Source organism: Cedecea sp. NFIX57 (genome assembly GCF_900177785.1).
Taxonomy (GTDB): domain Bacteria; phylum Pseudomonadota; class Gammaproteobacteria; order Enterobacterales; family Enterobacteriaceae; genus Cedecea; species Cedecea neteri_C.
The window spans coordinates 90381-112438 of record NZ_FXAS01000018.1 but is presented as its reverse complement, the minus strand read 5'-3'; the positions used below and the strand labels follow the sequence as shown (position 1 = coordinate 112438).

At 57.8% G+C, this 22058-nt stretch carries 20 protein-coding genes; 14 read left to right on the top strand and 6 right to left on the bottom strand.

Annotation, left to right across the window (positions count from 1 at the left end; translation table 11 throughout):
* Positions 1–166: 166 nt before the first annotated feature.
* Together B9Y90_RS16560 and B9Y90_RS16555 are read right to left on the bottom strand one after the other, a co-directional pair.
* Positions 167–550 carry a cytoplasmic protein gene (locus tag B9Y90_RS16560; protein WP_085541919.1) on the bottom strand — a complete coding sequence of 128 codons (384 nt, stop codon included), beginning with the start codon at positions 548–550 and terminating at the stop codon, positions 167–169.
* Between the two features lie 4 nt (positions 551–554).
* Complete coding sequence (locus B9Y90_RS16555; protein ID WP_085541918.1) at positions 555–956, bottom strand: hypothetical protein; 402 nt, start codon at positions 954–956, stop codon at positions 555–557.
* A 93-nt stretch (positions 957–1049) separates the two neighbouring features.
* On the opposite strand from B9Y90_RS16555, the gene B9Y90_RS16550 reads away from it, so the two are divergent.
* Positions 1050–1553: an ESA_00282 family adhesion-associated protein gene (locus B9Y90_RS16550; protein WP_085541917.1), complete on the top strand. Its 504-nt coding sequence runs from the start codon at positions 1050–1052 to the stop codon at positions 1551–1553.
* A gap of 77 nt (positions 1554–1630) precedes the next feature.
* Complete coding sequence (locus B9Y90_RS16545) at positions 1631–2128, top strand: TIGR00645 family protein (protein WP_039287718.1); 498 nt, start codon at positions 1631–1633, stop codon at positions 2126–2128.
* 34 nt (positions 2129–2162) lie between these two features.
* Here B9Y90_RS16545 and mgrA read toward each other — a convergent pair whose 3' ends face one another.
* Together mgrA and B9Y90_RS16535 are read right to left on the bottom strand one after the other, a co-directional pair.
* A complete protein-coding gene (mgrA, locus tag B9Y90_RS16540) occupies positions 2163–3203 on the bottom strand; it encodes an L-glyceraldehyde 3-phosphate reductase (RefSeq protein ID WP_085541916.1) in 1041 nt (346 codons plus the stop codon).
* 80 nt (positions 3204–3283) lie between these two features.
* Complete coding sequence (locus tag B9Y90_RS16535; RefSeq protein ID WP_085541915.1) at positions 3284–4135, bottom strand: MurR/RpiR family transcriptional regulator; 852 nt, start codon at positions 4133–4135, stop codon at positions 3284–3286.
* 249 nt (positions 4136–4384) lie between these two features.
* On the opposite strand from B9Y90_RS16535, the gene B9Y90_RS16530 reads away from it, so the two are divergent.
* The 12 genes from B9Y90_RS16530 (at position 4385) to B9Y90_RS16475 (ending at position 19528) form a co-directional block, all read left to right on the top strand.
* The gene (locus B9Y90_RS16530) at positions 4385–5890 is read left to right on the top strand and encodes a CoA-acylating methylmalonate-semialdehyde dehydrogenase (protein WP_085541914.1); all 1506 of its coding nucleotides are present in this window, start codon (positions 4385–4387) and stop codon (positions 5888–5890) included.
* Positions 5891–5901: 11 nt separating this feature from the next.
* Positions 5902–7830 (top strand): 3D-(3,5/4)-trihydroxycyclohexane-1,2-dione acylhydrolase (decyclizing), encoded by a 1929-nt coding sequence (iolD, locus tag B9Y90_RS16525; RefSeq protein ID WP_085541913.1) that lies wholly within the window; start codon positions 5902–5904, stop codon positions 7828–7830.
* Between the two features lie 318 nt (positions 7831–8148).
* On the top strand, positions 8149–9135 hold the full coding sequence (iolG, locus tag B9Y90_RS16520; RefSeq protein WP_085541912.1) for an inositol 2-dehydrogenase: 987 nt from the start codon (positions 8149–8151) through the stop codon (positions 9133–9135).
* Between the two features lie 35 nt (positions 9136–9170).
* Entirely contained in the window at positions 9171–10100 is a 930-nt protein-coding gene (locus tag B9Y90_RS16515) for a sugar ABC transporter substrate-binding protein (protein ID WP_039287700.1), read from the top strand.
* 51 nt (positions 10101–10151) lie between these two features.
* Positions 10152–11699: a sugar ABC transporter ATP-binding protein gene (locus B9Y90_RS16510; protein ID WP_008457024.1), complete on the top strand. Its 1548-nt coding sequence runs from the start codon at positions 10152–10154 to the stop codon at positions 11697–11699.
* An 11-nt stretch (positions 11700–11710) separates the two neighbouring features.
* Entirely contained in the window at positions 11711–12739 is a 1029-nt protein-coding gene (locus B9Y90_RS16505; RefSeq protein WP_085541911.1) for an ABC transporter permease, read from the top strand.
* An 87-nt stretch (positions 12740–12826) separates the two neighbouring features.
* The gene (locus B9Y90_RS16500) at positions 12827–13960 is read left to right on the top strand and encodes a Gfo/Idh/MocA family protein (protein WP_085541910.1); all 1134 of its coding nucleotides are present in this window, start codon (positions 12827–12829) and stop codon (positions 13958–13960) included.
* A gap of 9 nt (positions 13961–13969) precedes the next feature.
* Entirely contained in the window at positions 13970–15883 is a 1914-nt protein-coding gene (locus B9Y90_RS16495; RefSeq protein ID WP_085541909.1) for a bifunctional 5-dehydro-2-deoxygluconokinase/5-dehydro-2-deoxyphosphogluconate aldolase, read from the top strand.
* Between the two features lie 10 nt (positions 15884–15893).
* The gene (gene iolE, locus B9Y90_RS16490; RefSeq protein ID WP_085541908.1) at positions 15894–16784 is read left to right on the top strand and encodes a myo-inosose-2 dehydratase; all 891 of its coding nucleotides are present in this window, start codon (positions 15894–15896) and stop codon (positions 16782–16784) included.
* Between the two features lie 9 nt (positions 16785–16793).
* Positions 16794–17618 carry a 5-deoxy-glucuronate isomerase gene (gene iolB, locus B9Y90_RS16485; RefSeq protein WP_085541907.1) on the top strand — a complete coding sequence of 275 codons (825 nt, stop codon included), beginning with the start codon at positions 16794–16796 and terminating at the stop codon, positions 17616–17618.
* Between the two features lie 226 nt (positions 17619–17844).
* The gene (locus B9Y90_RS16480; RefSeq protein ID WP_085541906.1) at positions 17845–18372 is read left to right on the top strand and encodes a GNAT family N-acetyltransferase; all 528 of its coding nucleotides are present in this window, start codon (positions 17845–17847) and stop codon (positions 18370–18372) included.
* Position 18373: 1 nt separating this feature from the next.
* On the top strand, positions 18374–19528 hold the full coding sequence (locus B9Y90_RS16475; protein ID WP_085541905.1) for an amidohydrolase: 1155 nt from the start codon (positions 18374–18376) through the stop codon (positions 19526–19528).
* A gap of 15 nt (positions 19529–19543) precedes the next feature.
* Here the strand turns inward: B9Y90_RS16475 and B9Y90_RS16470 are convergent, their stop codons facing one another.
* Both B9Y90_RS16470 and B9Y90_RS16465 read right to left on the bottom strand, forming a co-directional pair.
* Positions 19544–20740: an aminotransferase class I/II-fold pyridoxal phosphate-dependent enzyme gene (locus B9Y90_RS16470; protein WP_085541904.1), complete on the bottom strand. Its 1197-nt coding sequence runs from the start codon at positions 20738–20740 to the stop codon at positions 19544–19546.
* A 5-nt stretch (positions 20741–20745) separates the two neighbouring features.
* The gene (locus tag B9Y90_RS16465) at positions 20746–22056 is read right to left on the bottom strand and encodes an LLM class flavin-dependent oxidoreductase (RefSeq protein ID WP_176227880.1); all 1311 of its coding nucleotides are present in this window, start codon (positions 22054–22056) and stop codon (positions 20746–20748) included.
* Positions 22057–22058: the final 2 nt, after the last annotated feature.

Here is a 22058-nt window from a genome sequence, read left to right as displayed (position 1 = left end):
CAGAGGGGAAACGGGCTGTGGCATCAGGTCAAACGCTTTGACAGTGTACCCGCCTGACGGCGGGTAACTGAAGTGACTTTAAACATACAAGGGGAAACAGATCGACGGGTGAACGGAATATTCATCCAGCATAGCGAAAAGCATTTGCACTGCTTTAGGGATTAGATCACAGCGTAGAACTCTTCCAGGTCTTCTCTGCCAGACCGCGGGTCATCGACAGCGTCTGCGCTTCCTGCTCTTTCAGGCGCTGATAATGCCCTTCCAGCCGTTTCAGAATCTGTTCTTTAAGCTTCGGATGATGGTTAAGGATCTCTTCCAGCACCGCACCATACACTTCTTCTTTAGCGCGCCACGGGAAAATCTCACGGCGGTTCATCCATTTCAGGTCGATAAGTGCCGAAGTAATATCCGTGACTTCCTGCGTATTACGGGTGATGTTTTCGTTCTTAAGGCGAATCAGAATTGCTATATTTTTACTTAACGTAAATTCATGGTCTTTATTTTCATCGGCGCTAATTAACACTGGCTGTTTTTTTATAGGTTCTGCCATAGCACTACTCCTCAATTGAATAGCATAATGGCCAGGGCTTTTCTTGAGTCATTTGATTAACCCAAATTTCCTGTTCCTTGCTACTCACCCAGGCGGTTTTGTCTTCGATAAGCATCTGCAAATCGGCGGCACTAATAAGTTCTTTTTCAACCAGTTCGCCAATCAGGGCGTGTAACGCCTCTATCCGAACCGCGCACAGCAGCCGCTCTTTAATATGACGATCGGTTTCTTCAAGCAGGCGGTTTTTGGCCTGCCCGGCATAATGACTGCCGCTCAGGATGTTTTTTTCCAGCGTTAAAATCTTGTCCTGAACGACTTCCGGCGTGGTACTATTTTCAACTTCTGCAGGGAGCGTTGACGGTGCAGCAACGGGATAGCGCCGTGGTAAGAAGTGTTCAGGCAGCATCGAATGTGATCCTTTGAAATCGGTTCAATATTCAGGTTCAGAGATTCGCGATATGATGCCTCAATTCAAAAATAAAAAAAACAGGAGTTTCTTATGCACAGCATATTTTATTCTATTGTCACAATTTTGATTTTGTTATGTGCCGTGCTGATTATGCGCAAAGAGTTTAGCACCTCAAATAATAAAAAAAATCGTGCTTCGGGTGAAATACAACCCATCACCTCCAGTGAAGAGCGGGAAGATTATTTCGGCATGCTGATGTCTAAAATTACGCCCAGCTATTATTGGCGTATTAACAGTGAGTATATTGATTTTACTCACGCCACCATTAAAAAAATGCGTATCGATGAACTGACGTCTCAGCCGGTTTTATTTAGCGCTCAGCGCCGCTGCAGTGATTTAAATTCGGCGGTATATAAATATTATGACAACATTAAAAAACGCTGTGCCGACGGTGAGGAGGTGCCATTGTCAGATATTGAAGTGCTGAACCTGCGCCAGTGTTTTAACGAGTTTAGCCGCGACGCTTACCCTGCACTGGTGGCGCTGGTATGGCCGCAGTATCAGCGCCCGGAGATCGACCTGAAAAGTGTTTAAGGTCTGCAATGCAGGTCACTCTTAAACGCCGGAATTCGCTATAATGGCGCTCTTTTGATATTTCCAGACAGGACATTATGGAACGTTTTATTGAGAATGCGATGTACGCCTCGCGCTGGCTTCTGGCTCCGGTTTACTTCGGGTTATCTCTGGCCCTGCTTGCGCTGACGGTGAAATTTTTCCAGGAGATCATTCACGTTCTCCCGAATATCTTCTCGATTGCGGAAGCAGACTTAATTCTGACGCTGCTCTCGCTGGTGGATATGGCGCTGGTCGGCGGCCTGCTGGTGATGGTGATGTTTTCTGGCTATGAGAACTTTGTCTCGACGCTGGATATTTACGAAGGCAAAGAGAAACTGAGCTGGCTGGGGAAAATGGACTCCGGTTCGCTGAAGAATAAAGTCGCGGCATCCATCGTGGCGATCTCGTCCATCCATCTGCTGCGTATTTTTATGGACGCTAAAAACGTGCCGGACAACAAACTGATGTGGTATGTGATCATCCACCTGACGTTTGTGCTGTCGGCGTTTGTGATGGGCTATCTCGACAAGCTCTCCCGCAGCGCCAAGTATTAAATATTAAGCCCCTTTTAAACAGGGGCTTTTGCTTTTATTTGTCGGACGATGCCTGCCACAGATTTAGCTCACCATCGGCGACGTGGCGGTCAATTCTCTCCAGCTCTTCTGCCGTAAAGTTGAGGTTCTCCAGCGCTTTCACATTCTCTTTTAGCTGTTCTGGCCGGCTCGCACCGATCAGCACTGAGGTGACGCGTTCGTCTTTCAGCAGCCAGCTCAGCGCCATCTGCGCCATCGTCTGGCCACGCTGCAGCGCCATCTCGTTGAGCAAGCGCAGGCTGCTGAGATTAGCCTCAGTCAGCATCTTTTCATTCAGCCCGCGGATTTTATTGCCTTCCACCTGCATCCTTGAGCCTTCCGGGATGCCGTTCAGGTATTTGCCGGTCAACAGGCCCTGGGCGAGCGGGGTAAAGGCGATGCAGCCGCTGCCGTTGCGCTGCAGCGTGTCCAGCAGGCCGCTTTTATCGACCCAGCGGTTTAACAGGTTGTAGGAGGGCTGGTGAATAAGCAGCGGAATTTTCCATTCCCGCAGCAGATCGGCCATTTTTTGCGTTCTTTCGGCGGAGTAAGAGGAGATCCCGACATAAAGCGCTTTGCCGCTTTGCACCGCATGTGCCAGGGCGCTGGCCGTTTCTTCCATCGGCGTTCTCTCATCCACGCGATGGGAATAGAAAATATCAACGTACTCCAGCCCCATACGCTTCAGGCTCTGATCCAAACTCGCCAGCAGGTACTTGCGTGAGCCGCCAGAGCCATAAGGGCCTGGCCACATGTCATACCCCGCTTTGGTGGCGATAATCAGCTCGTCGCGATAGCCGCTAAAATCCTGTTTCAGCAGGCGGCCAAAGTTTTCTTCCGCTGAGCCCGGAGGCGGCCCGTAGTTATTCGCCAGATCGAAATGCGTAATGCCAAGATCGAACGCGGTGCGCAGCAGATCGCGCTGGGACTCCAGCGGGCTTACGCCGCCAAAACTGTGCCACAAACCGAGAGAAAGCGCAGGCAGCTGCAGGCCGCTCTGGCCGCAGAAGCGATACTGCATGGATTGATAACGCGACGGGCTGGCTTCGTAGGGCATGGTGTCTCCTTAGGGTCAGAGTTATTTTTTGAAACGTTGTTTCCATCTTAACCCTGCGGAGACATTCGGCAATCCGAAAATCAGGCCTCCGGCGAGAGCGCGCTGTGCGGCGTGCCCTGGTAATACGCGAGCGCCACCATCAGCGACTGTACCAGGCAAAGCGTGGCGGACTGCGAGCGGAAAGCGTCTACCTGCGCCTCTTTCACCACAAAACAGAGATCGCTAAACGTGGCAAACGGGCTAATCTGGCTGTCGGTGATCACTATCTGACGGGCCCCCGCCTGGGCGGCAATTTCGCTGACCATCAGCGTCTCTTCGGCATACGGAGAGAAGCTTATCGACACCACAATATCTTTCGCTTTCACCCGGTTGACCTGCTCACGCAGCATCCCGCCAAGCCCGTCCAGCAGCACAGCGCGGCAATCCAGATGGCTCAGGGCATAGGTCAGATAGGCCGCCACGCTAAAGGAGCGACGCAGGCCAACAACGTAGATCGTGTCTGCTTCGGCAAGCAGTTCCACGGCACGCTGCAGCATGTCCGGTTCGGTACGGGCGGCCAGCTGCTGCAGGGCCTGAGCATTTGAGCGGGCAAACTCCTGCAAAATATCCAGCGGCGTTTCCGGCACGGCTTCGCTGCCCAGCTCGCGGAACAGCCTCGCCCGGTCGGTATAGCTTGCTGTCTCTTCCACCAGATTCATGCGAAACAGCTGTTTCATCTCGTTGAACCCGCTGAAATCAAAGGCATTGGCAAAACGGATAAGCGTAGAGGGCGGCACCTCCGCCCGCTCGGCAATGGCGGCCACGGTATCAAATGCCACGCTGTTGGTGTTATCCAGCACGTAGCGGGAAACCTGCTGCAGCCTTTTGCTCAGGCTGTCATAGCGGTCGCGGATCTGCTGCTGGAGTTCGCTCAGGGTTGTCGCCGTGGTCAATTTGCCATCCTCAAAAGTATTCGCTGAAACGTATTTAAGCGTAGTCCCGGCAAAAATGAAACAGATGCACCAAAACTGGCGGAGGCTGAAACGCCGCTGACGTCTCAGTCTTTGCACCTCATTCTGCGGGTTAACATAAAAACGAAGTGTTGATCACAATAATCAACATTTATTTTATTTCAACTTAAAATGGAATGTTTGTTTCATATACAGTGTTCGGGAGACAACCCTAACAGCAAGAGGCCAGAGATGGAGACGGTAGCGAATTTTATCCACGGTGAATGCGTCGCGGGCGAAGGCCAGCGAGTACAGGCGATCTTCAACCCGGCGACTGGCGCGCAGATCCGCCAGGTCACCATGAGCACGGCCAGGCAGACGGAGCAGGCCATTGCTGCCGCCCAGCAGGCGTTTCCGGGCTGGGCTCGCCAGTCTCCGCTCAAGCGTGCCCGCGTGATGTTCCGCTTTAAAAGCCTGCTTGAGGAACACATGGACAGCCTGGCGAAGCTTATTAGCGAAGAGCACGGCAAAGTCTATTCTGACGCGGTGGGCGAGCTGACCCGCGGCCTTGAAGTGGTGGAGTTCGCCTGCGGCATCCCGCATCTGCAAAAGGGCGAGCATTCGGCCAACGTGGGAACGGGCGTGGACAGCCATTCTCTGATGCAGCCGCTTGGCGTCTGTGCGGGGATCACGCCGTTTAATTTCCCGGCAATGGTGCCGATGTGGATGTTCCCCATCGCGCTGGCGACCGGCAATACCTTTGTGCTCAAGCCGTCAGAAAAAGATCCGTCGCTGTCGCTGCGGCTGGCGCAGTTGCTGAAAGAGGCCGGGCTGCCGGACGGCGTGTTCAACGTGGTGCAGGGCGATAAAGAAGCCGTGGACGTATTGCTGACTGACCCAAGGGTGCAGGCCGTCAGCTTTGTCGGCTCGACGCCGATTGCCGAATACATTTACCAGACCGCTTCTGCCCAGGGTAAGCGCTGCCAGGCGCTGGGCGGGGCGAAAAACCACTGCATTTTGATGCCGGATGCCGATCTGGACATGGCAACCAACGCCATTATGGGGGCGGCTTTTGGTGCCGCGGGGGAACGCTGCATGGCGCTTTCGGTGGTGGTCGCCGTGGGGGATGAAACTGCAGATGCGCTGTGCGCGGGGCTGGAAAAACAGCTTGCTACCCTGCGTGTGGGGCCGGGCCTTGGGCAGGAGCCGGAAAACGAAATGGGGCCGCTCATTTCCGCGCCCCACCGGGCCAAAGTGCTGGGCTATATTGATAGCGGAGAGCAGCAGGGCGCGACGCTGCGCGTGGATGGCCGGGGCCTCAGGCTGGCAGGCCACGAAGGCGGCTATTTTGTTGGCCCTACGCTGTTTGATCATGTCACGCCTGAGATGACCATTTATAAAGAAGAGATCTTCGGCCCGGTGCTGAGCGTGGTGCGTGTGCCGGATTACACCAGCGCGCTGGATCTGATCAATAAACACGAATACGGCAACGGCACGGCGATTTTCACCCGTGACGGCGGCACAGCCAGGCGCTTTACTGAAGACGTCCTGGTGGGCATGGTTGGCGTAAACGTGCCCATTCCGGTGCCAATGGCTTTCCACAGCTTTGGTGGCTGGAAGCGTTCTATCTTCGGGCCGCTGAACGTGCACGGCAGTGACGGCGTGCGTTTCTACACGCGGATGAAAACCGTCACCGCCCGCTGGCCGGAAACCAGCCATCAGCAAGGATCTGCATTCTCAATGCCGACGCTGGGCTAAGGGGAGGAAAGATGACCACACAACGCATGACCATGGCGCAGGCACTGGTCAGGTTTTTAAACCAGCAGTACGTAGACATTGACGGGCAGGAGCAGCCGTTTATAGAAGGCGTAATGACCATTTTCGGGCACGGCAACGTGCTCGGCCTTGGGCAGGCGCTCGAGGAGGACCCCGGGCACCTGAAGGTGCATCAGGGCTGCAACGAGCAGGGGATGGCGCATATCGCCACCGGCTTCGCCAAGCAGCACCGGCGGCAGAGGATTTATGCCGTGACCTCCTCCGTGGGTCCGGGAGCCGCCAATATGGTGACTGCCGCCGCAACGGCCACCGCCAACCGCATTCCGCTGCTGCTCTTGCCCGGCGACATCTATGCCAGCCGGCAGCCGGACCCGGTGCTCCAGCAAATTGAGCAGTTTCATGACCTGAGCATTAGCACCAACGACTGCTTCCGGCCGGTGTCCCGCTACTGGGACAGAATCAACCGCCCCGAACAGCTGATGAGCGCCATGATGAGCGCCATGCGAGTACTTACTAACCCCGCTGAGACTGGCGCGGTAACGATTTGCCTGCCGCAGGATGTGCAGGGCGAAGCCTGGGATTACCCGAAAAGCTTCTTTGCCCGGCGGGTACATCATATCGCGCGGCGTCCGCCGGATGAAAACCGGCTGCAGGCCGCGCTAAAGCTTATTGCTACAAAGCGTCGTCCGCTGGTTATTTGCGGTGGAGGGGTTCGCTATTCCGGCGCGCATCGGGCATTTCAGGCTTTTGTGGAACGCTTCGGGCTGCCGTTTGCCGAAACGCAGGCCGGGAAAGGTGCAATTGTAAGCGAGCACTCACTTAATCTGGGAGGCCTCGGTGTGACGGGCGGCCTGGCGGCTAACCTGCTGGCCCCACAGGCGGACTTAATCATCGGCGTGGGCACCCGGCTGACCGACTTTACCACCGGCTCTAAATCACTGTTTTCACCTGAGGCTGATTACCTGCTGCTGAATGTGGCCGAATTTGATGCCCTCAAACTGGACGCCACGCCGCTGGTGGCCGATGCCCGGATTGGGCTTGAGCAGTTGACTGCCGGGTTGCATCAGGCTGGCTATCACGCCGCCTGGCAAAACGAGGCCGCGCACGCGAAAGCCGCCTGGCACGAGGAATGCCAACGGCTGTGGACGCGGCAATGGCAGGCGGGAGAAGCCCCGGAAGTGGCGGGCCATCTGGACGAAACGTTGCAGGAATACAGCCGTGAATTAGGCACATTTTTGACCCAAACCCGCGTGCTGGGCCTGGTAAATCAGCACATTGAAGATGACGCTATCGTGGTGGGCGCGGCGGGGTCGCTGCCGGGGGATTTACAGCGCCTGTGGCAGGTAAAAACGCCGGACAGCTATCACCTGGAATACGGCTATTCCTGCATGGGGTACGAGATAGCCGCGGCGGTGGGAGCAAAGCTCGCGAAGCCGGAGCAGCCGGTGTACGCGATGGTGGGGGATGGTTCTTACCTGATGCTGCATTCCGAGCTGCAAACTGCCGTACAGGAAGGGATCAAAGTCACCATTCTGCTGTTCGATAACGCCGGGTTCGGCTGCATCAATAACCTGCAGATGGGGCACGGCATGGGCAGTTTTGGTACCGAAAACCGTCATCGAAATCCGCAAAGCGGCAGGCTGGATGGCCCGCTGGTGAAGGTGGATTTTGCCCAAAACGCCGAAAGCTACGGCTGCAAAGCCTGGCGGGTTAATAGCGAGGCGGAGCTGCTTGCCGCGCTGGAGGCATCTCGTCAGGAGCCGGGGCCGACGCTGCTGGATATCAAAGTGCTGCCTAAAACCATGACCCACGACTACGAAGCCTGGTGGCGCACCGGCGATGCTCAGGTTTCTCGCTCGAGCGCGGTGGCTGATGCCGCTGAACAAACCGCCACTAAGCTTAAAAACGCCCGTCAGTACTGACCCTTTAGCATTCCGCTGGACTATCTGGCGGAATGTTTATTTCATTTTTGCTTTCTTCTCTTCTTGCGCTGCAGCATGGGTGCACTCTCCCTCTCAAGTCCCTTCTCTGTTCAGGTTTTAATTCATTCGGCGTTGTGATTCTGCTAACAAAATACAGCCGATAAATTATCAAAATGTTAACCTCTGCGCAAAAATGAAACTTTCACTCTGCATTAAAATGAAATAAATGTTTTATTTAAGGCGTCGTTATTCAGCTGCATGTGAAAGCCGGAAGACCCGGCTCATGATCCTACTGCAACACCACTTTCGGGAGCCGCCATGTTTAACATTGCTTTACTGGGCGCGGGCCGTATCGGCCAAATCCACGCCGCCAATATTGCCGCCCATCCCCATTCCACCCTCTGGTCCGTTGTCGATCCTAATGCAGAAAACGCCGCGCGCATTGCTGAAAAATACCAGGCGCGCCAGCAGAGCGTTGCCCAGGCGATGAGCGACCCGGAGGTTCATGCGGTGCTGATCGCCTCGGCGACCGACACTCACGCCGACCTGATTGAGCTTGCCGCCAAACATGGCAAAGCAATCTTCTGCGAAAAGCCGGTGCATTTGGATCTGGCCCGTGTGCGCGACTGCCTGAAAGTGGTGAAAGCACATAATGTGCCGCTGTTTATCGGCTTTAATCGTCGCTTTGATCCGCAGTTCCGCAAACTGAAAAACGAAGCGCTGCAGGGGCGCATCGGCACGCCGGAATCGCTGGTGATTATCTCCCGCGATCCATCGCCGCCGCCGGCTGAATATGTGCGTGTCTCCGGCGGCATGTTCCGCGACATGACCATCCACGACTTTGATATGGCTCGCTTCATCATGGGCGAAGAGCCGGTGACCGTGTATGCCCAGGGCAGCAACCTGGTGGATCCGGCGATTGGCGAAGCGGGCGACATCGATACCGCTTTTATCGTCCTGAAATATGCCTCCGGAGCGCTGGCGACCATCGTCAACAGCCGCCGCTCGGCCTATGGCTACGACCAGCGCCTGGAGCTGCATGGCGCTAAGGGCCTGCTGACCGCCGGCAATATCCTGGAAAACCAGGTTCAATTCTTTGGCGACGGCGGGAACACCAGCGCGTTGCCAGAACACTTTTTCCTCCAGCGCTACAAAGATGCCTATGCCGCCGAATGGCAGCACTTTGTTGCCGTCCTGCGCGGCGAGGCCAAACCCGAGTGCAGCGGCGATGACGGTGAACGCGCCCTGTACCTGGCCGACAAGGCGCTGGAGTCACTGCGTAGCCAGCGCGAAGTTGCTTTGTAACCTCCGAAGACCCTACACATAGAAGAGAGATAACAATGAAAAAGCTGATCCTCGCCGCCCTCATCGCCCTGACCACGGCGCCGGCGCTGGCCGAAAACGAACAGATTGTTTTTAGCACCCCAAACCTTGCGATGCCGTTTGAAGTGCATATGCAGCGCACCGCCGTGCAGGCCGCCAAAGAGATGGGCGTCAAGCTACAGGTTCTCGACAGCCAGGGCAGCTCGCCTAAGCAGGTCGCAGACCTGGAAAACGCCATCACGCGTGGCGCTCAGGGGTTTATCGTTTCGCCAAACGACGTTAACGCCGTGTCGAGTGCGGTAGGGGAAATTCAGGATGCCAAGCTGCCGGTGGTAACGCTCGACCGCTCGGTTGCCAGCGACAAGCCGGTACCGCACTTTGGTGCCAACAACTACAAAGGTGGCCAGGCCGTAGCTGATTTTGTGAAAGCCAAATTCCCTGACGGCGCGGACATTGTGCTGCTGACCGGGCAGCCTGGCTCCTCCTCCAATATCGAACGTACCAAAGGGATCCGCGACGGCCTGAAAGCCGGGGGCGACAAATATAAGATCGTCGCCGATCAAACCGGGAACTGGATGCGTTCTGAAGGTATGCGCATCGTTGAAAGCGTCCTGCCATCGCTGCCGAAAAAGCCTCAGGTGATCCTCTCCGCTAACGACGATATGGCGCTGGGTGCGATTGAAGCGCTGCAGGGCCAGGGCATGAAGCCGGGTGAAGTGCTGGTGACCGGCTTTGACGCAGTACCGGAAGCGCTGGCTCGCGTGCGTGACGGCTGGATGGCGGCAACTGCCGATCAGCGCCCTGGTTTTGCGGTGAAAACGGCGATGAGCCAGCTGGTGGCCAACATTCGTGAGAAGAAGGCGATCACCGGGGCAGATTACGCGCCCACGATGATCACCAAAGATAACCTCGATCAAGCAGAGCGTATCGGCGAAGCCGGCAAATAAATCTGAACGTGCCCGTCCGCCTGCGGGCGGGCGCAACAGAGGAGCAGTCTGATGTCGCAACCTTTACTGAAAGTGACCGACCTGGCGAAAAGTTTCTCCGGCGTCTGGGCGTTGAGCAGCGCACAGCTCAGCGTTGGGCAGGGGGAAATCCATGCCCTGCTGGGGGAAAACGGCGCGGGAAAATCCACGCTGCTGAAGGCGTTGGCCGGGGCGCAGCCGCAAACGCGCGGTGAGATCTGGTTTAACGGTGAAACGCTTTCGGCGGATGACTCGCCGGTAGCGCGCCAGAACAAAGGCATTATCACGATTTATCAGGAATTTAACCTGCTGCCCAATATGACGGTGGCGGAAAACATGTTTCTTGGCCGCGAGCCGCGTCGCCGCAACCTGATTGTCGACAGCAAAGCGGTGAACCAGGAAGCGCAGGTCATTCTGGATTATTTGCAGCTCAACGTCGCGCCGACGACTGCCGTGGCCCGCCTGAGCGTGGCCCAGCAGCAGATGGTGGAGATTGCCAGGGCGCTGACGCTGAATGCCCGGCTGATCATTATGGATGAGCCTTCCGCAGCCCTGAGCGACAGTGAAGTTGAGAGCCTGCACCGCGTGGTGCGCGAGCTGAAAGGCCGCGGCGTCAGCATTATTTATGTGACCCATCGCCTGCATGAAGTCTTCCAGCTTTGTGACCGTTTCACCGTGTTCCAGGATGGCCGCTATACCGGCTCCGGCGACGTGGCGGGCACCAACGTGGAGCAAATTATCCGCCTGATGGTCGGCCGCGATGTGGTGTTTAACCGCCGCGATGCCAGCCTTACGCACCATGCAGACAAGCCCATCCGCCTGGCGGTGAAGGGGCTGAGCCGTGAAAAACCGCCGCTTGATCCACACGGCATTGCGTTGAAAGACATCAGTTTTCACGTCCACGCCGGAGAAGTGCTGGGCATCGCCGGGCTGGTAGGCGCCGGGCGTACCGAGGTTGCTCGCTGTCTGTTTGGCGCAGACAAATTCACCACCGGCAGCTTCGAGCTGGACGGCAAACCTTACCGACCGCAAAACCCGATGCATGCCCTGGACCAGGGGATCGCGCTGGTGCCGGAAGATCGTAAAAAAGAAGGGGCGGTGCTGGGTCTGTCGATCCGCGACAACCTTTCGCTCTCCAGCCTTTCGTCGCTGCTCACCTGGCGCTATTTCGTCAGCCCGCGCAAAGAAGATGCGCTGATTGAGTCCTACCGGCAGGCGCTGCAAATCAAAATGGTTAACGCCGAGCAGGAGGTACGCAAGCTCTCCGGCGGGAACCAGCAAAAAGTGATCCTGGCGCGCTGTATGGCGCTGAATCCAAGGGTGCTGATCGTCGACGAGCCGACTCGCGGCATTGACGTAGGGACTAAATCGGAAGTGCATCAGGTGCTGTTTGATATGGCTAAGCGAGGCGTGGCGGTGATCGTGATTTCTTCCGACCTGCCGGAGATTCTCGCGGTGTCGGATCGGATCATTACCCTCAGCGAAGGGCGAGTGACCGGCGAACTACACGGCGATGAAGCCAATGAAGAACGGCTGATGACTCTGATGGCCATCAACCATAGCGCCTTAAGCGCCGCATAACGGGGGAGCCCATGACGCAGATGATTACCAAAACCCAGACTCCGGCAAAAAGCGCCTCGCGCTTCGATCCGATCGCTTTCTTCGAGCGCTTCGGGGTGCTGATCTTCATGTTCTTGTTGCTGATCTTCTTCCAGTCACAGAACAGCAACTTCCTGTCCGAACGCAATATTTTCAACATCCTGACCGAGGTTTCAATCTACGGGATCATCGCGGTGGGCATGACCTTTGTCATTCTTACGGCGGGTATCGATCTGTCGGTGGGGTCGATCCTGGCCGTGTGTGCGATGACCGCAGCCTACGTGATCAAGGGCGATAACTTTACCACCGTCGATCCGAACGCCTGGGGCGGTTTTAGCTGGCTGCTGGGGCTGGGGATCTGCCTGGCGCTCGGCACGCTGATAGGCTTCCTGCACGGCCTGGGCGTCACTCGTCTGCGTCTGCCGCCGTTCATCGTCACGCTGGGCGGGATGACCATCTGGCGCGGCCTGACGCTGGTGATCAACGACGGTGCGCCCATCGCCGGGTTTGACGCGGGCTACCGCTGGTGGGGACGCGGCGAAATGCTCGGCATCTCTGTTCCTATCTGGATCTTCGCCATTGTCTCGATTCTGGGTTATCTGGCACTGCACAAAACTCGCTGGGGGCGCTTTGTGTATGCCATCGGCGGCAACCCGGAAGCGGCTCGCCTCGCCGGGGTTAACGTGAAGCGCGTGCTGGTTAGCGTGTACGTGGTTATTGGCTGTCTTGCCGGGCTGGCTGGCTTTGTGCTCAGCGCCCGATTGGGCAGCGCCGAAGCGGTGGCGGGGATCTCCTTTGAGTTGCGCGTGATCGCCTCGGTGGTGATCGGCGGGACATCGCTGATGGGCGGCTACGGGCGGATCAGCGGCACGATCATCGGCGCCATCATCATGGGGATCCTGATTAATGGCCTGGTGCTGATGAACGTGTCGGCTTACTACCAGCAGATCATTACCGGGCTGATTATCGTGCTGGCGGTGGCGTTCGATACCTACGCCAAGAACCGCCGCGGCGCGCTGTAAGGATTTTCCCTCACCCTAACCCTCTCCCTCTCAGGGAGAGGGCTGGGGTGAGGGTACAAAGGCTGGTCACGACTTCAGGAACAACACATGAAAAAGGTCAGAATTGGTTTAATCGGTACCGGCTACATCGGCAAAGCTCACGCCATCGCCTACGCGCAGGCGCCGACGGTCTTTGACCTGCAGGGCGAACTGGTTCGCGAAATGGTAGCGGAAGTCACGCCGGAACTGGCGGCGAAGCGCGCCGCCGCGTTTGGGTTTAATCGCTCCACCGGCGACTGGCGCGAACTGGTGGCGGACCCGAATATCGACGTGGTGGACATTTGTTCCCCAAACCACCTGCATAAGGAGATGGCGCTGGAGGCGATTCGCCACGGCAAGCACGTCTATTCGGAAAAGCCGCTGGCGCTGAACGCCCGCGACGCACGCCTGATGGTGGATGCTGCCGATCTGGCCGGTGTCAAAACGCTAGTCGGCTTCAACTACATGAAGAACCCAACGGCGCAGCTGGCAAAGCAGATCATTGCACGCGGTGAGATCGGGGAAGTAATCCACTTCTACGGCACCCACAACGAAGACTACATGGCCGATCCGCTTTCGCCGATCCACTGGCACTGCTTCAAGGAGACCGCCGGGCTTGGTGCGCTGGGGGATCTGGCGGCGCACATCGTCAATATGGCGCAGTACCTGGTCGGCGATATCCGCGAAGTCTGCGGCGACCTGAAAATCGTGGTGCCGCAGCGCCCGGCTTCGGCTGGCAGCAGCGAGATGATCGCCGTGGAAAATGAAGATCAGGCCCACGCGATGGTGCGCTTTGAAGGTGGTGCTCAGGGCGTGATTGAAACATCACGCGTCGCCAGCGGCAGAAAAATGGGGCTGACCTGGACGATCACTGGCACGAAAGGGGCGCTGAGTTTTACCCAGGAACGCATGGCGGAGCTGAAACTTTATCTGCAAAGCGATCCCGAAGGCCGCCAGGGGTTCCGCACGCTGCTGGTTGGCCCGGCTCACCCGGATTACGGCTCGTTCTGCATGGGCGCGGGGCACGGCATAGGCTTTAACGATCAAAAAACGGTGGAAGTACGCGATCTGATCGACGGCATTGCCGCCGATGCCCCGCTGTGGCCGGATTTTGAAGAAGGCTGGAAGGTGTCTCGCATTCTCGACGCGATCGCCCTGTCACACCAGCAGGGGCGCTGGATCAACGTATCTGACATTGTCTGAGGACGAAGAATGAAAGAAAAGCAGTTGGATCTGATTTGCATGGGGCGGGTCGCGGTAGATCTCTACAGCCAGCAGATTGGCGCGCGGCTGGAAGATGCCAGCAGCTTCGCCCGTTATCTTGGCGGCTCGTCAGGCAATGTAGCCTACGGCACCGCTCGCCAGGGGCTGAAATCTTCCATGCTGGCGCGCGTTGGCGACGAGCACATGGGGCGCTTTCTGCGCGAAGAACTTAGCCAGGTTGGCTGCGACACCAGCCATTTAATCACCGACAAAGATCGGCTGACGGCGCTGGTGCTGCTGGGCATCAAAGATCGCGACACTTTCCCGCTGATTTTTTACCGTGACAACTGCGCAGATATGGCAATCACGGCGAACGATTTCAGCGAAGAGTACATTGCCTCCGCCCGCTGCCTGGCGATTACCGGCACGCACCTCTCAAACCCGCGTACCCGTGAGGCGGTGCTGACCGCGCTGAGCTATGCCCGCCGGAATGATGTGCGCACCGTGCTGGATATTGATTACCGCCCGGTGCTGTGGGGGCTGACTTCCCTTGGCGACGGCGAAACGCGTTTTGTTGAAGCTGAACAGGTCACAACCCAGCTGCAATCGGTCCTGCATCTCTTTGATGTGATTGTCGGCACCGAAGAAGAATTTCACATTGCCGGTGGATCAACCGACACGCTGGCGGCGCTGAAAAAAGTGCGGCAGACCACGGAAGCCACGCTGGTCTGTAAGCGTGGAGCGCAGGGCTGTTCCGTATTTCTCGGACTGATTCCTGACTCGCTGGACGGCGGGATCAACGTCAGCGGCGTGCGCGTGGAAGTGCTCAACGTGCTGGGCGCGGGGGATGCGTTCATGTCTGGGTTGCTGCGTGGTTATCTCAATGACGAAGGCTGGGAGCAGGCCTGCCGCTATGCCAATGCCTGCGGCGCGCTGGTGGTTTCACGCCACGGCTGCGCCCCGGCGATGCCGAGCAAAATCGAGCTGGATGATTACCTTTCGCGTGAGCATCAGGTACCTCGGCCGGATCTCGACGCCCGCCTGAATCATCTGCACCGCGTCACCACCCGCCGTCGGCAGTGGCCGGAACTCTGCGTGATGGCGTTCGACCATCGCAGCCAACTGGAAGAGATGGCGCTGAAAAGCGGCGCAGATTTACGCCGTATCCCGGTGTTGAAACAGTTAATTTTGCAGGCAAGCCGCGAAGCCGCTCAGCGTGCCGAGCTGGAGGGCAAGGCCGGGCTGCTGTGCGACGGCACCTTCGGCCAGGACGCGCTGAATTCCATCACCGGTGAAGGCTGGTGGATTGGCCGCCCGATTGAGCTGCCGGGATCACGCCCGCTGGAAATGGAACACGGCAACATCGGCTCGCAGCTGATTAGCTGGCCGCAGGAGCATATCGTCAAGTGCCTGGTCTTTTTCCACCCGGAAGATGCCCACGCGCTGCGCCTGGAGCAGGAGCAGAAAGTTGCGGAAGTGTATCGCGCCTGCTGTCAGTCGGGGCACGAGCTGCTGCTGGAAGTGATCCTCCCGGCGGATATGCCGCGCAGCGACGAGCTTTATCTCAGAGCCGTTTCCCGCTTTTACAACCTCGGTATCTACCCGGACTGGTGGAAGCTGCCGCCGCTGAGCAGCGCTGGCTGGGCGGCCCTGAGCGAGCTGGTGGAGAAACGGGATCCTCACTGCCGTGGCGTGGTGATCCTCGGCCTGGATGCACCGGTCGATGTGCTGCGTGAAGGCTTCAACGCAGCTGCTGATTACCCGATTGTGAAAGGCTTTGCAGTAGGGCGCACGCTGTTTGGCGAAGCCTCGCAGGCCTGGTTAAAACGCGATATCGACGATGCGCAGCTGGTGGCGCGCATCCGTGACAATTACCTGCGGCTGATCGCCCTGTGGCGCGAGCGCGGCCAGCATAAACAATAAGGAGAGCATTATGACCGTGCATTTAGGCATTAACCCGCTGACCTGGACCAATGACGATCTGCCTTCTTTGGGCGCCGACACGCCGCTGGAAACCTGTCTGAGCGAAGGGAAAGAAGCCGGGTTTGAAGGTTTTGAACTGGGGAATAAGTTCCCGCGAGAGGCCGGCGTGCTGGGACCGATTCTCGATAAGCATGATTTGAAGCTGGTCTCCGGCTGGTATTCCGGTCGCTTGCTTGAGCGCTCCGTTGAGCAGGAAATCGAGGCCGTGCAGCCGCACCTGACGCTGCTGCGCGAGCTGGGGGCGAAGGTGCTGGTGTTTGCCGAAGTCACGCACTGCATTCACGGGGAGCAGCAAACCCCGGTGCATTTACGGCCCAGATTCCCGGCCGAGCGCTGGCAGGAATACGGCGAAAAGCTGACCGCGTTCGCCCGTTATACCCAGCAGCAGGGCGTGCAAATTGCCTATCATCACCACATGGGGACGGTGATTGAGAGCGCGGACGACGTGAATAATTTGATGGTTCATACCGGGACGGAAGTCGGGCTGTTGCTGGACACCGGGCACCTGACCTTTGCGGGGGCCGATCCTCTGGCGGTAGCTGAACGCTGGATCTCGCGTATTAACCATGTGCACTGCAAAGACGTGCGTGCTGGCGTGCTGGCTGATGTAAAAAACCGTAAAACCAGCTTCCTGGATGCGGTGCTGAGCGGTGTGTTTACCGTGCCGGGCGAGGGCTGTGTGAACTATCCGCCGATCATGGCGCTGCTGAAAAAGCAGGGCTATCAGGGCTGGCTGGTGGTTGAGGCCGAGCAGGATCCGGCGGTGGCGCACCCGATGACCTACGCGCGCTTGGGCTACGCTAACCTGAACCGTTTTGCTCGCGAAGCCGGGCTGATTTAAGGAGGGAGCATGGCCGAATTACTTTCCCGCTGGCAGCAGCCAGACGCGAAGGGGCAGACGCAGCACGTCACGCCGGAGAACGCGGGCTGGGGCTACGTGGGATTTGCTGCTTATCAGCTTCAGGAAGGGCAGGTTCTGGAACTGCCCGCCGTGGAGGAAGAGCGCTGCCTGGTGCTGGTCGCAGGACGCGCGACGGTGGACACGCCGCTCGCCCGCTTCCCTGAAATAGGCGACCGCATGAGCCCGTTCGAACGCCGTAAACCCTGGGCTGTGTACGTGACATCCGGTGAGCCGGTTACGGTTCAGGCGCTCACCGCGCTCGAGCTGGCTGTTTGCTCCGCGCCAGGTAAAGGGACTTATGCCACGCGACTCATTGCCCCGCAGGATATTGATGCCGAGGCGCGCGGCAAAGGCCACAATCAGCGCTATGTCCACAATATTCTGCCGGAGGATAAGCCCGCCGACAGTCTGCTGGTGGTGGAGGTGTACACCAACGAGGGCTGCACCAGTTCGTACCCGAGTCACAAGCACGACACCGATAATCCGCCCAACGAAACCTATCTTGAAGAGACCTATTATCACCGCCTCAACCCACCGCAGGGGTTCTGTCTGCAGCGCGTTTATACCGATGACCGCGCGCTCGATGAGTGCATGGCGGTATACGACAAAGACGTGGTCAAAGTGCCGAAAGGCTATCACCCGGTGGCGACGGTGGCCGGGTACGATAGCTATTACCTGAATGTGATGGCGGGGCCGGTACGCAAATGGATGTTTACCTGGGAAAAAGATCACGCCTGGGTCAACGGCAGCGAGTACGGTACTCAGCAGAAGTAACTGGCATACAAACCGAGAAAGGCTGCCAGGCTGCCCAATAAGGCAGCCTTTTTCTTTGGGAGATGGCCTGAGATATATAGCTTTTGGCGCTGGCATATAGCGTTACATTATCACCGGATTTTAGCTGGAATGTTATTTTAGCCGTATCTGGTACAGAGAAAGTGACCGCCGATAGCGTCACCTGTCGCAGGCTTTTCCCCCTAAAAGATGTTCCGGAGTCAAGGTTATGAGCGACAGCTTTCGTCAGTTAACCGCTGAAGATACCGCGATTTATTATCCACTGGTGCATGAGGCGTATGCCTCCGCGCGCGAGCTGGGCATTAAGTTCGATGCCGCCAGCGCCGATGCGGAAAAAATGCAGGCTCACATCAACAGCCACGCCGTTTATGGCATGTTCCGCGACGGCGAACTTATCGCTTCGGTCACCCTCCGCTACCCATGGGGGCCGTTGCCGGGGCCGTTTGGTTTGCCGCACATCGGCTGGTTTGCTACCGCCCCGCGCCTCAGAGGCCAGCGCCTTGGAGCTCAGCTACTCGACTGGCTTGAACAGGCCGTACTGCACCAGGAGCTGCGCGCCCCCGCTTATTCACTGGGCACCGCCGAGAGCCATCCCTGGCTGATTCAGCTCTACCACTCGCTGGGGTTCGAAACAGTGAGCCGCAAAGATCTCGGTAAAGGCCATATCACCGTTTATATGCAGAAAACCATTAGCCCCAGACAGCCCGCTTTCGAGCGATGTTTCAGGAGGACATAAGATGAAAGAGCTTCTCGCCGAACACCAGCCACTGGCCGACCAGATTCAGGCTTTCCGCCACGATATGCACCGCTTCCCCGAGTTATCCAATCAGGAATTCGAAACCACAAAGAAGATTAAGGCTGCCCTGGACGAGGCCGGGATTCGCGTGCTTGATCTGCCGCTAAAGACCGGGCTGGTTGCAGAGGTCGGCGGTTTTGAGCCGGGGCCGTTAGTGGTGCTGCGTTCGGACATTGACGCATTGCCTATTGAAGAAGAGTCCGGCGTGGCGTTCAGTTCGCAGCACAAAGGCGTGATGCATGCCTGTGGACACGATTTTCATACTTCGGCCGCATTAGGGGCTGCTATTTTGCTGCGCCAGCAGGAGAATCGCCTGCCCGGGCGAGTTAGAATTCTTTTCCAGGCGGCGGAAGAAACGGGCTTGGGAGCCCCGGAGCTGATCGCCACTGGCGCACTTGATGACGCGGCAGTTATTTTTGGTATTCATAACGATCCTACCCTACCGGTAGGTGTGCTGGGAGGCAAAGACGGGGCGTTAACGGCAGGGGTCGATCGTTTCGAAATTAAGATCGCCGCCAAAGGTGCCCACGCCGCGAAACCTCACGAAGGCAACGATCCGATCGTGATCGTCAGCCAGATCGTGACCGCGGCGCAGACGCTGATCAGCCGTAACCTGCCGTCTGAACAGAATGCGGTTGTGTCTATCACCCAGATCCACAGCGGCAGTACGTGGAACGTGATTCCTGACACCGCCTATATGGAAGGCACGGTGCGCACTTTCAACGCGCAGGCGCGCGAGCTGATTGAAAAGCGTTTCCGTGATTTGCTGAATGGCCTTGCGGTGGCGTTTGACGCCCAAATTGAGTTTCTGTGGCACGCGGGGCCGCCTTCGGTGGTCAACACGCCTGAATGGGTGGCATTTGCCCTGGAGCAGGCGAGTGAGGTGGGCTTTGAGGCTCGCCGGGTTGAAGCGAGCCCCATCGGGGAAGATTTTTCGTTCTATCAGCAGACGGTGCCGGGCACGTTTATGATGGTCGGCTCCGGCGGGCCCTGGGCGCTGCACCACCCTAAATTCAGGGTGGATGATAAAGCGCTGTTCCCGACCGCGCAGTATTTGGCCCAGCTGGCTGTGAAAGCGCTGGATAAACTGTCTTAGTTTTATGCGCCTGAGCTACCTTAGCGTGGCGCAGGCGCGTGCAATTCGCCTGCCGGCTTCTACAACCGTGTCGAAGTCGGTGGCAATGGACAGCCGGAAATAGGGGGAAAGCCCGTAGGCGCTGCCCGCCACGCCTGAAACACCGTTTTCCAGCAACAAGAGCATCACATCCTCTTCATGTTCAAGGCGTTTGCCGTTCGCTTGCACCTTGCCGAGCAACCCTGCGACGCGGATAAAAACAAAGAATGCCCCTTCGGGCTGGAGAAGTTCCAGTCCTTCAACCGGAAGTAAAATATCGACCAGGGCATCGCGCCGCGTCTGATAAGCGGCCACCTGTTGCGGCAGGAAATCCAGCCCACCGTTAAATGCGGCGACGGCTGCAGCCTGGCTGATGGCGCTTGCGCCGGAGCTAATCTGCGATTGCACCACCGCGAGCTGCTGTGCCAGCGGGGCGGGGGCTGCGCCATAGCCGATTCGCCAGCCCGTCATGGCATAGGTTTTGGACACCCCGCCGACCAGAAGTGCGCGCTGCCGCAGGTCCGGCGCAACGTTGAGCAGGTTTACGTACTGGCGGGTATCGAACAGGATATGTTCATACAACTCATCCAGCAGGATCCAGACTTGCGGGTGCTGACGAAGGACTTCGGCCAGCGCCTCAAGCTCCTGCGGGCTGTAAACCATGCCGGAAGGATTACCGGGATTATTCAGCACCAGCCAGCGGGTGCGTGGCGTGATAGCTTGCTCAAGCTGGGCCGGGAGCAGCTTGTAATGCTGCTCCAGCGGACAGGCAAGAATGACGGCTTCTCCACCGTTAAAGCGGACGCTATCCGGGAAGGTCGGCCAGTAGGGCGCAGGCACCAGGACTTCATCCCCGTCATTAAGCGTGGCGGCAAAAGCATTGAAGATAATCTGTTTGGCCCCGTTGGCGATGACGATTTCATCGTGGGTGAAATCGAGATTATTCTCGCGCAGAAGCTTGGCCTGCACGGCTTGCCGCAGCGGTAAAGTCCCCTGCGTGGGCGTGTAGCGGGTTTGCCCCTCTTCCATTGCCTGCCACGCGGCTTCACGAATGTGGCGAGGCGTATCAAAATCAGGTTCGCCGGTCGTCAGATCGAGAATGTCTACACCATCAGCCTTAAGCTGACGGGTTAAATCTCTTGCCGCCGCGTTGGCAGACAGCGTCACTCGCTGAACTCGTTGTGAAAGCTTCACTCTGTTTACACTCCCGGCAGGCCCAGGTTTTCACGCAGCGTCGCGTGTTCGTACTTGGCCGGATACAGGCCCCGGCGGTGCAGCTCAGGCATGACCAGCTCAACGAACAGATCCAACTGCTCCGGCATGACGGCGGGCATAATGTTGAAGCCGTCCGCGCCGCCTTGTTCGAGCCAAAGCTGGAAGTCGTCGGCAATATCTTCGGCGGTACCGACGATGACGCGGTGCCCTCGAGACCCGGCGGCAACGGCGGCCAGTTCACGAAGCGTCAGATTTTCGCGTTTTGCCAGGTCGGTCATGAGCTTCACGCGGCTTTGGTTACCTTCGCCCAGCGGCACCTCCGGTACGGGGCCATCCAGCGGGAAGGCTGACATGTCCATGCCAAAGCGGAGCGAAAGCTGTTTCAGGCCATTATCTATATCCACCAGCGCATTTAGCGATTTCCAGAGCGCGCTCGCTTCTTCACGGGTACGGCCAATAATTGGCATCACGCCCGGCATGATCACCACGTGGTCGGGGTTGCGACCTGCGGCTTCAACCTGTGATTTTTGTGACCGGTAAAAAGCCTGCGCTTCTTCCAGGCTTGCTGCGGCGGTGAAGATAACCTCGGCGGTCTCTGCGGCCAGTTTCTGTCCGTCAGAAGAGGAACCGGCTTCGATGATCACCGGGCGTCCTTGCGGAGAGCGGGTGATATTGAGCGGCCCCTGTACCTGAAAATGCTCGCCCACGTGGTTAATGGGCTGAATTTTCTCGTTCACAAAATACTGCCCGCTCTGTTTGTCCGGCTGTACCGCGCCTTCCTGCCAGCCTTCCCACAGCTTAAAAGCGACGTCCAGAAATTCGCGGGCGCGGGCGTAGCGCTCGGCGTGGTTTGGCATGTCATCGCGGCTGAAGTTTTTTGCCACATCGGCGGAGAAAGACGTCACGACGTTCCATGCGGCGCGACCGCGGCTGATATGGTCCAGCGATGAGAAGCTGCGCGCCATGGTAAACGGGTCGCTAAACGTTGTGGACGCGGTTGCCGCAAGGCCAATGCGCCGGGTGTGGACGGCGAGGGCAGACAACAGCGTCAGAGGCTCGAGCCGCGCCATGGTTGAAGGCAGGCGGTACATGCTGGTGGCCAGCGCATCGCCGACGAAGAACAGGTCGAAGCGGCCTGCTTCGGCTTTTTTGGCGAGCGTAATCAGCCAGTCGATATCCGTCGGCGAACCGAGCTGCTCCGTGAGCCGCCAGCCGCTAACGTGCTGGCCAACGGGTTGCACGAACAGGCCAAGACGCAGGCGTTTATTTGCAGTGAGAGTGTCGATGTTGTTCATAG

Excerpts from the sequence above, each read along its gene's own strand:
- B9Y90_RS16560 (WP_085541919.1), bottom strand. The coding sequence starts at position 550 with ATGGCAGAACCTATAAAAAAACAGCCAGTGTTAATTAGCGCCGATGAA.
- B9Y90_RS16555 (WP_085541918.1), bottom strand. The coding sequence starts at position 956 with ATGCTGCCTGAACACTTCTTACCACGGCGCTATCCCGTTGCTGCACCG.
- B9Y90_RS16550 (WP_085541917.1), top strand. The coding sequence starts at position 1,050 with ATGCACAGCATATTTTATTCTATTGTCACAATTTTGATTTTGTTATGT.
- B9Y90_RS16545 (WP_039287718.1), top strand. The coding sequence starts at position 1,631 with ATGGAACGTTTTATTGAGAATGCGATGTACGCCTCGCGCTGGCTTCTG.
- mgrA (WP_085541916.1), bottom strand. The coding sequence starts at position 3,203 with ATGCCCTACGAAGCCAGCCCGTCGCGTTATCAATCCATGCAGTATCGC.
- B9Y90_RS16530 (WP_085541914.1), top strand. The coding sequence starts at position 4,385 with ATGGAGACGGTAGCGAATTTTATCCACGGTGAATGCGTCGCGGGCGAA.
- iolD (WP_085541913.1), top strand. The coding sequence starts at position 5,902 with ATGACCACACAACGCATGACCATGGCGCAGGCACTGGTCAGGTTTTTA.
- iolG (WP_085541912.1), top strand. The coding sequence starts at position 8,149 with ATGTTTAACATTGCTTTACTGGGCGCGGGCCGTATCGGCCAAATCCAC.
- B9Y90_RS16515 (WP_039287700.1), top strand. The coding sequence starts at position 9,171 with ATGAAAAAGCTGATCCTCGCCGCCCTCATCGCCCTGACCACGGCGCCG.
- B9Y90_RS16510 (WP_008457024.1), top strand. The coding sequence starts at position 10,152 with ATGTCGCAACCTTTACTGAAAGTGACCGACCTGGCGAAAAGTTTCTCC.
- B9Y90_RS16505 (WP_085541911.1), top strand. The coding sequence starts at position 11,711 with ATGACGCAGATGATTACCAAAACCCAGACTCCGGCAAAAAGCGCCTCG.
- B9Y90_RS16500 (WP_085541910.1), top strand. The coding sequence starts at position 12,827 with ATGAAAAAGGTCAGAATTGGTTTAATCGGTACCGGCTACATCGGCAAA.
- B9Y90_RS16495 (WP_085541909.1), top strand. The coding sequence starts at position 13,970 with ATGAAAGAAAAGCAGTTGGATCTGATTTGCATGGGGCGGGTCGCGGTA.
- iolE (WP_085541908.1), top strand. The coding sequence starts at position 15,894 with ATGACCGTGCATTTAGGCATTAACCCGCTGACCTGGACCAATGACGAT.
- iolB (WP_085541907.1), top strand. The coding sequence starts at position 16,794 with ATGGCCGAATTACTTTCCCGCTGGCAGCAGCCAGACGCGAAGGGGCAG.
- B9Y90_RS16480 (WP_085541906.1), top strand. The coding sequence starts at position 17,845 with ATGAGCGACAGCTTTCGTCAGTTAACCGCTGAAGATACCGCGATTTAT.
- B9Y90_RS16475 (WP_085541905.1), top strand. The coding sequence starts at position 18,374 with ATGAAAGAGCTTCTCGCCGAACACCAGCCACTGGCCGACCAGATTCAG.
- B9Y90_RS16465 (WP_176227880.1), bottom strand. The coding sequence starts at position 22,056 with ATGAACAACATCGACACTCTCACTGCAAATAAACGCCTGCGTCTTGGC.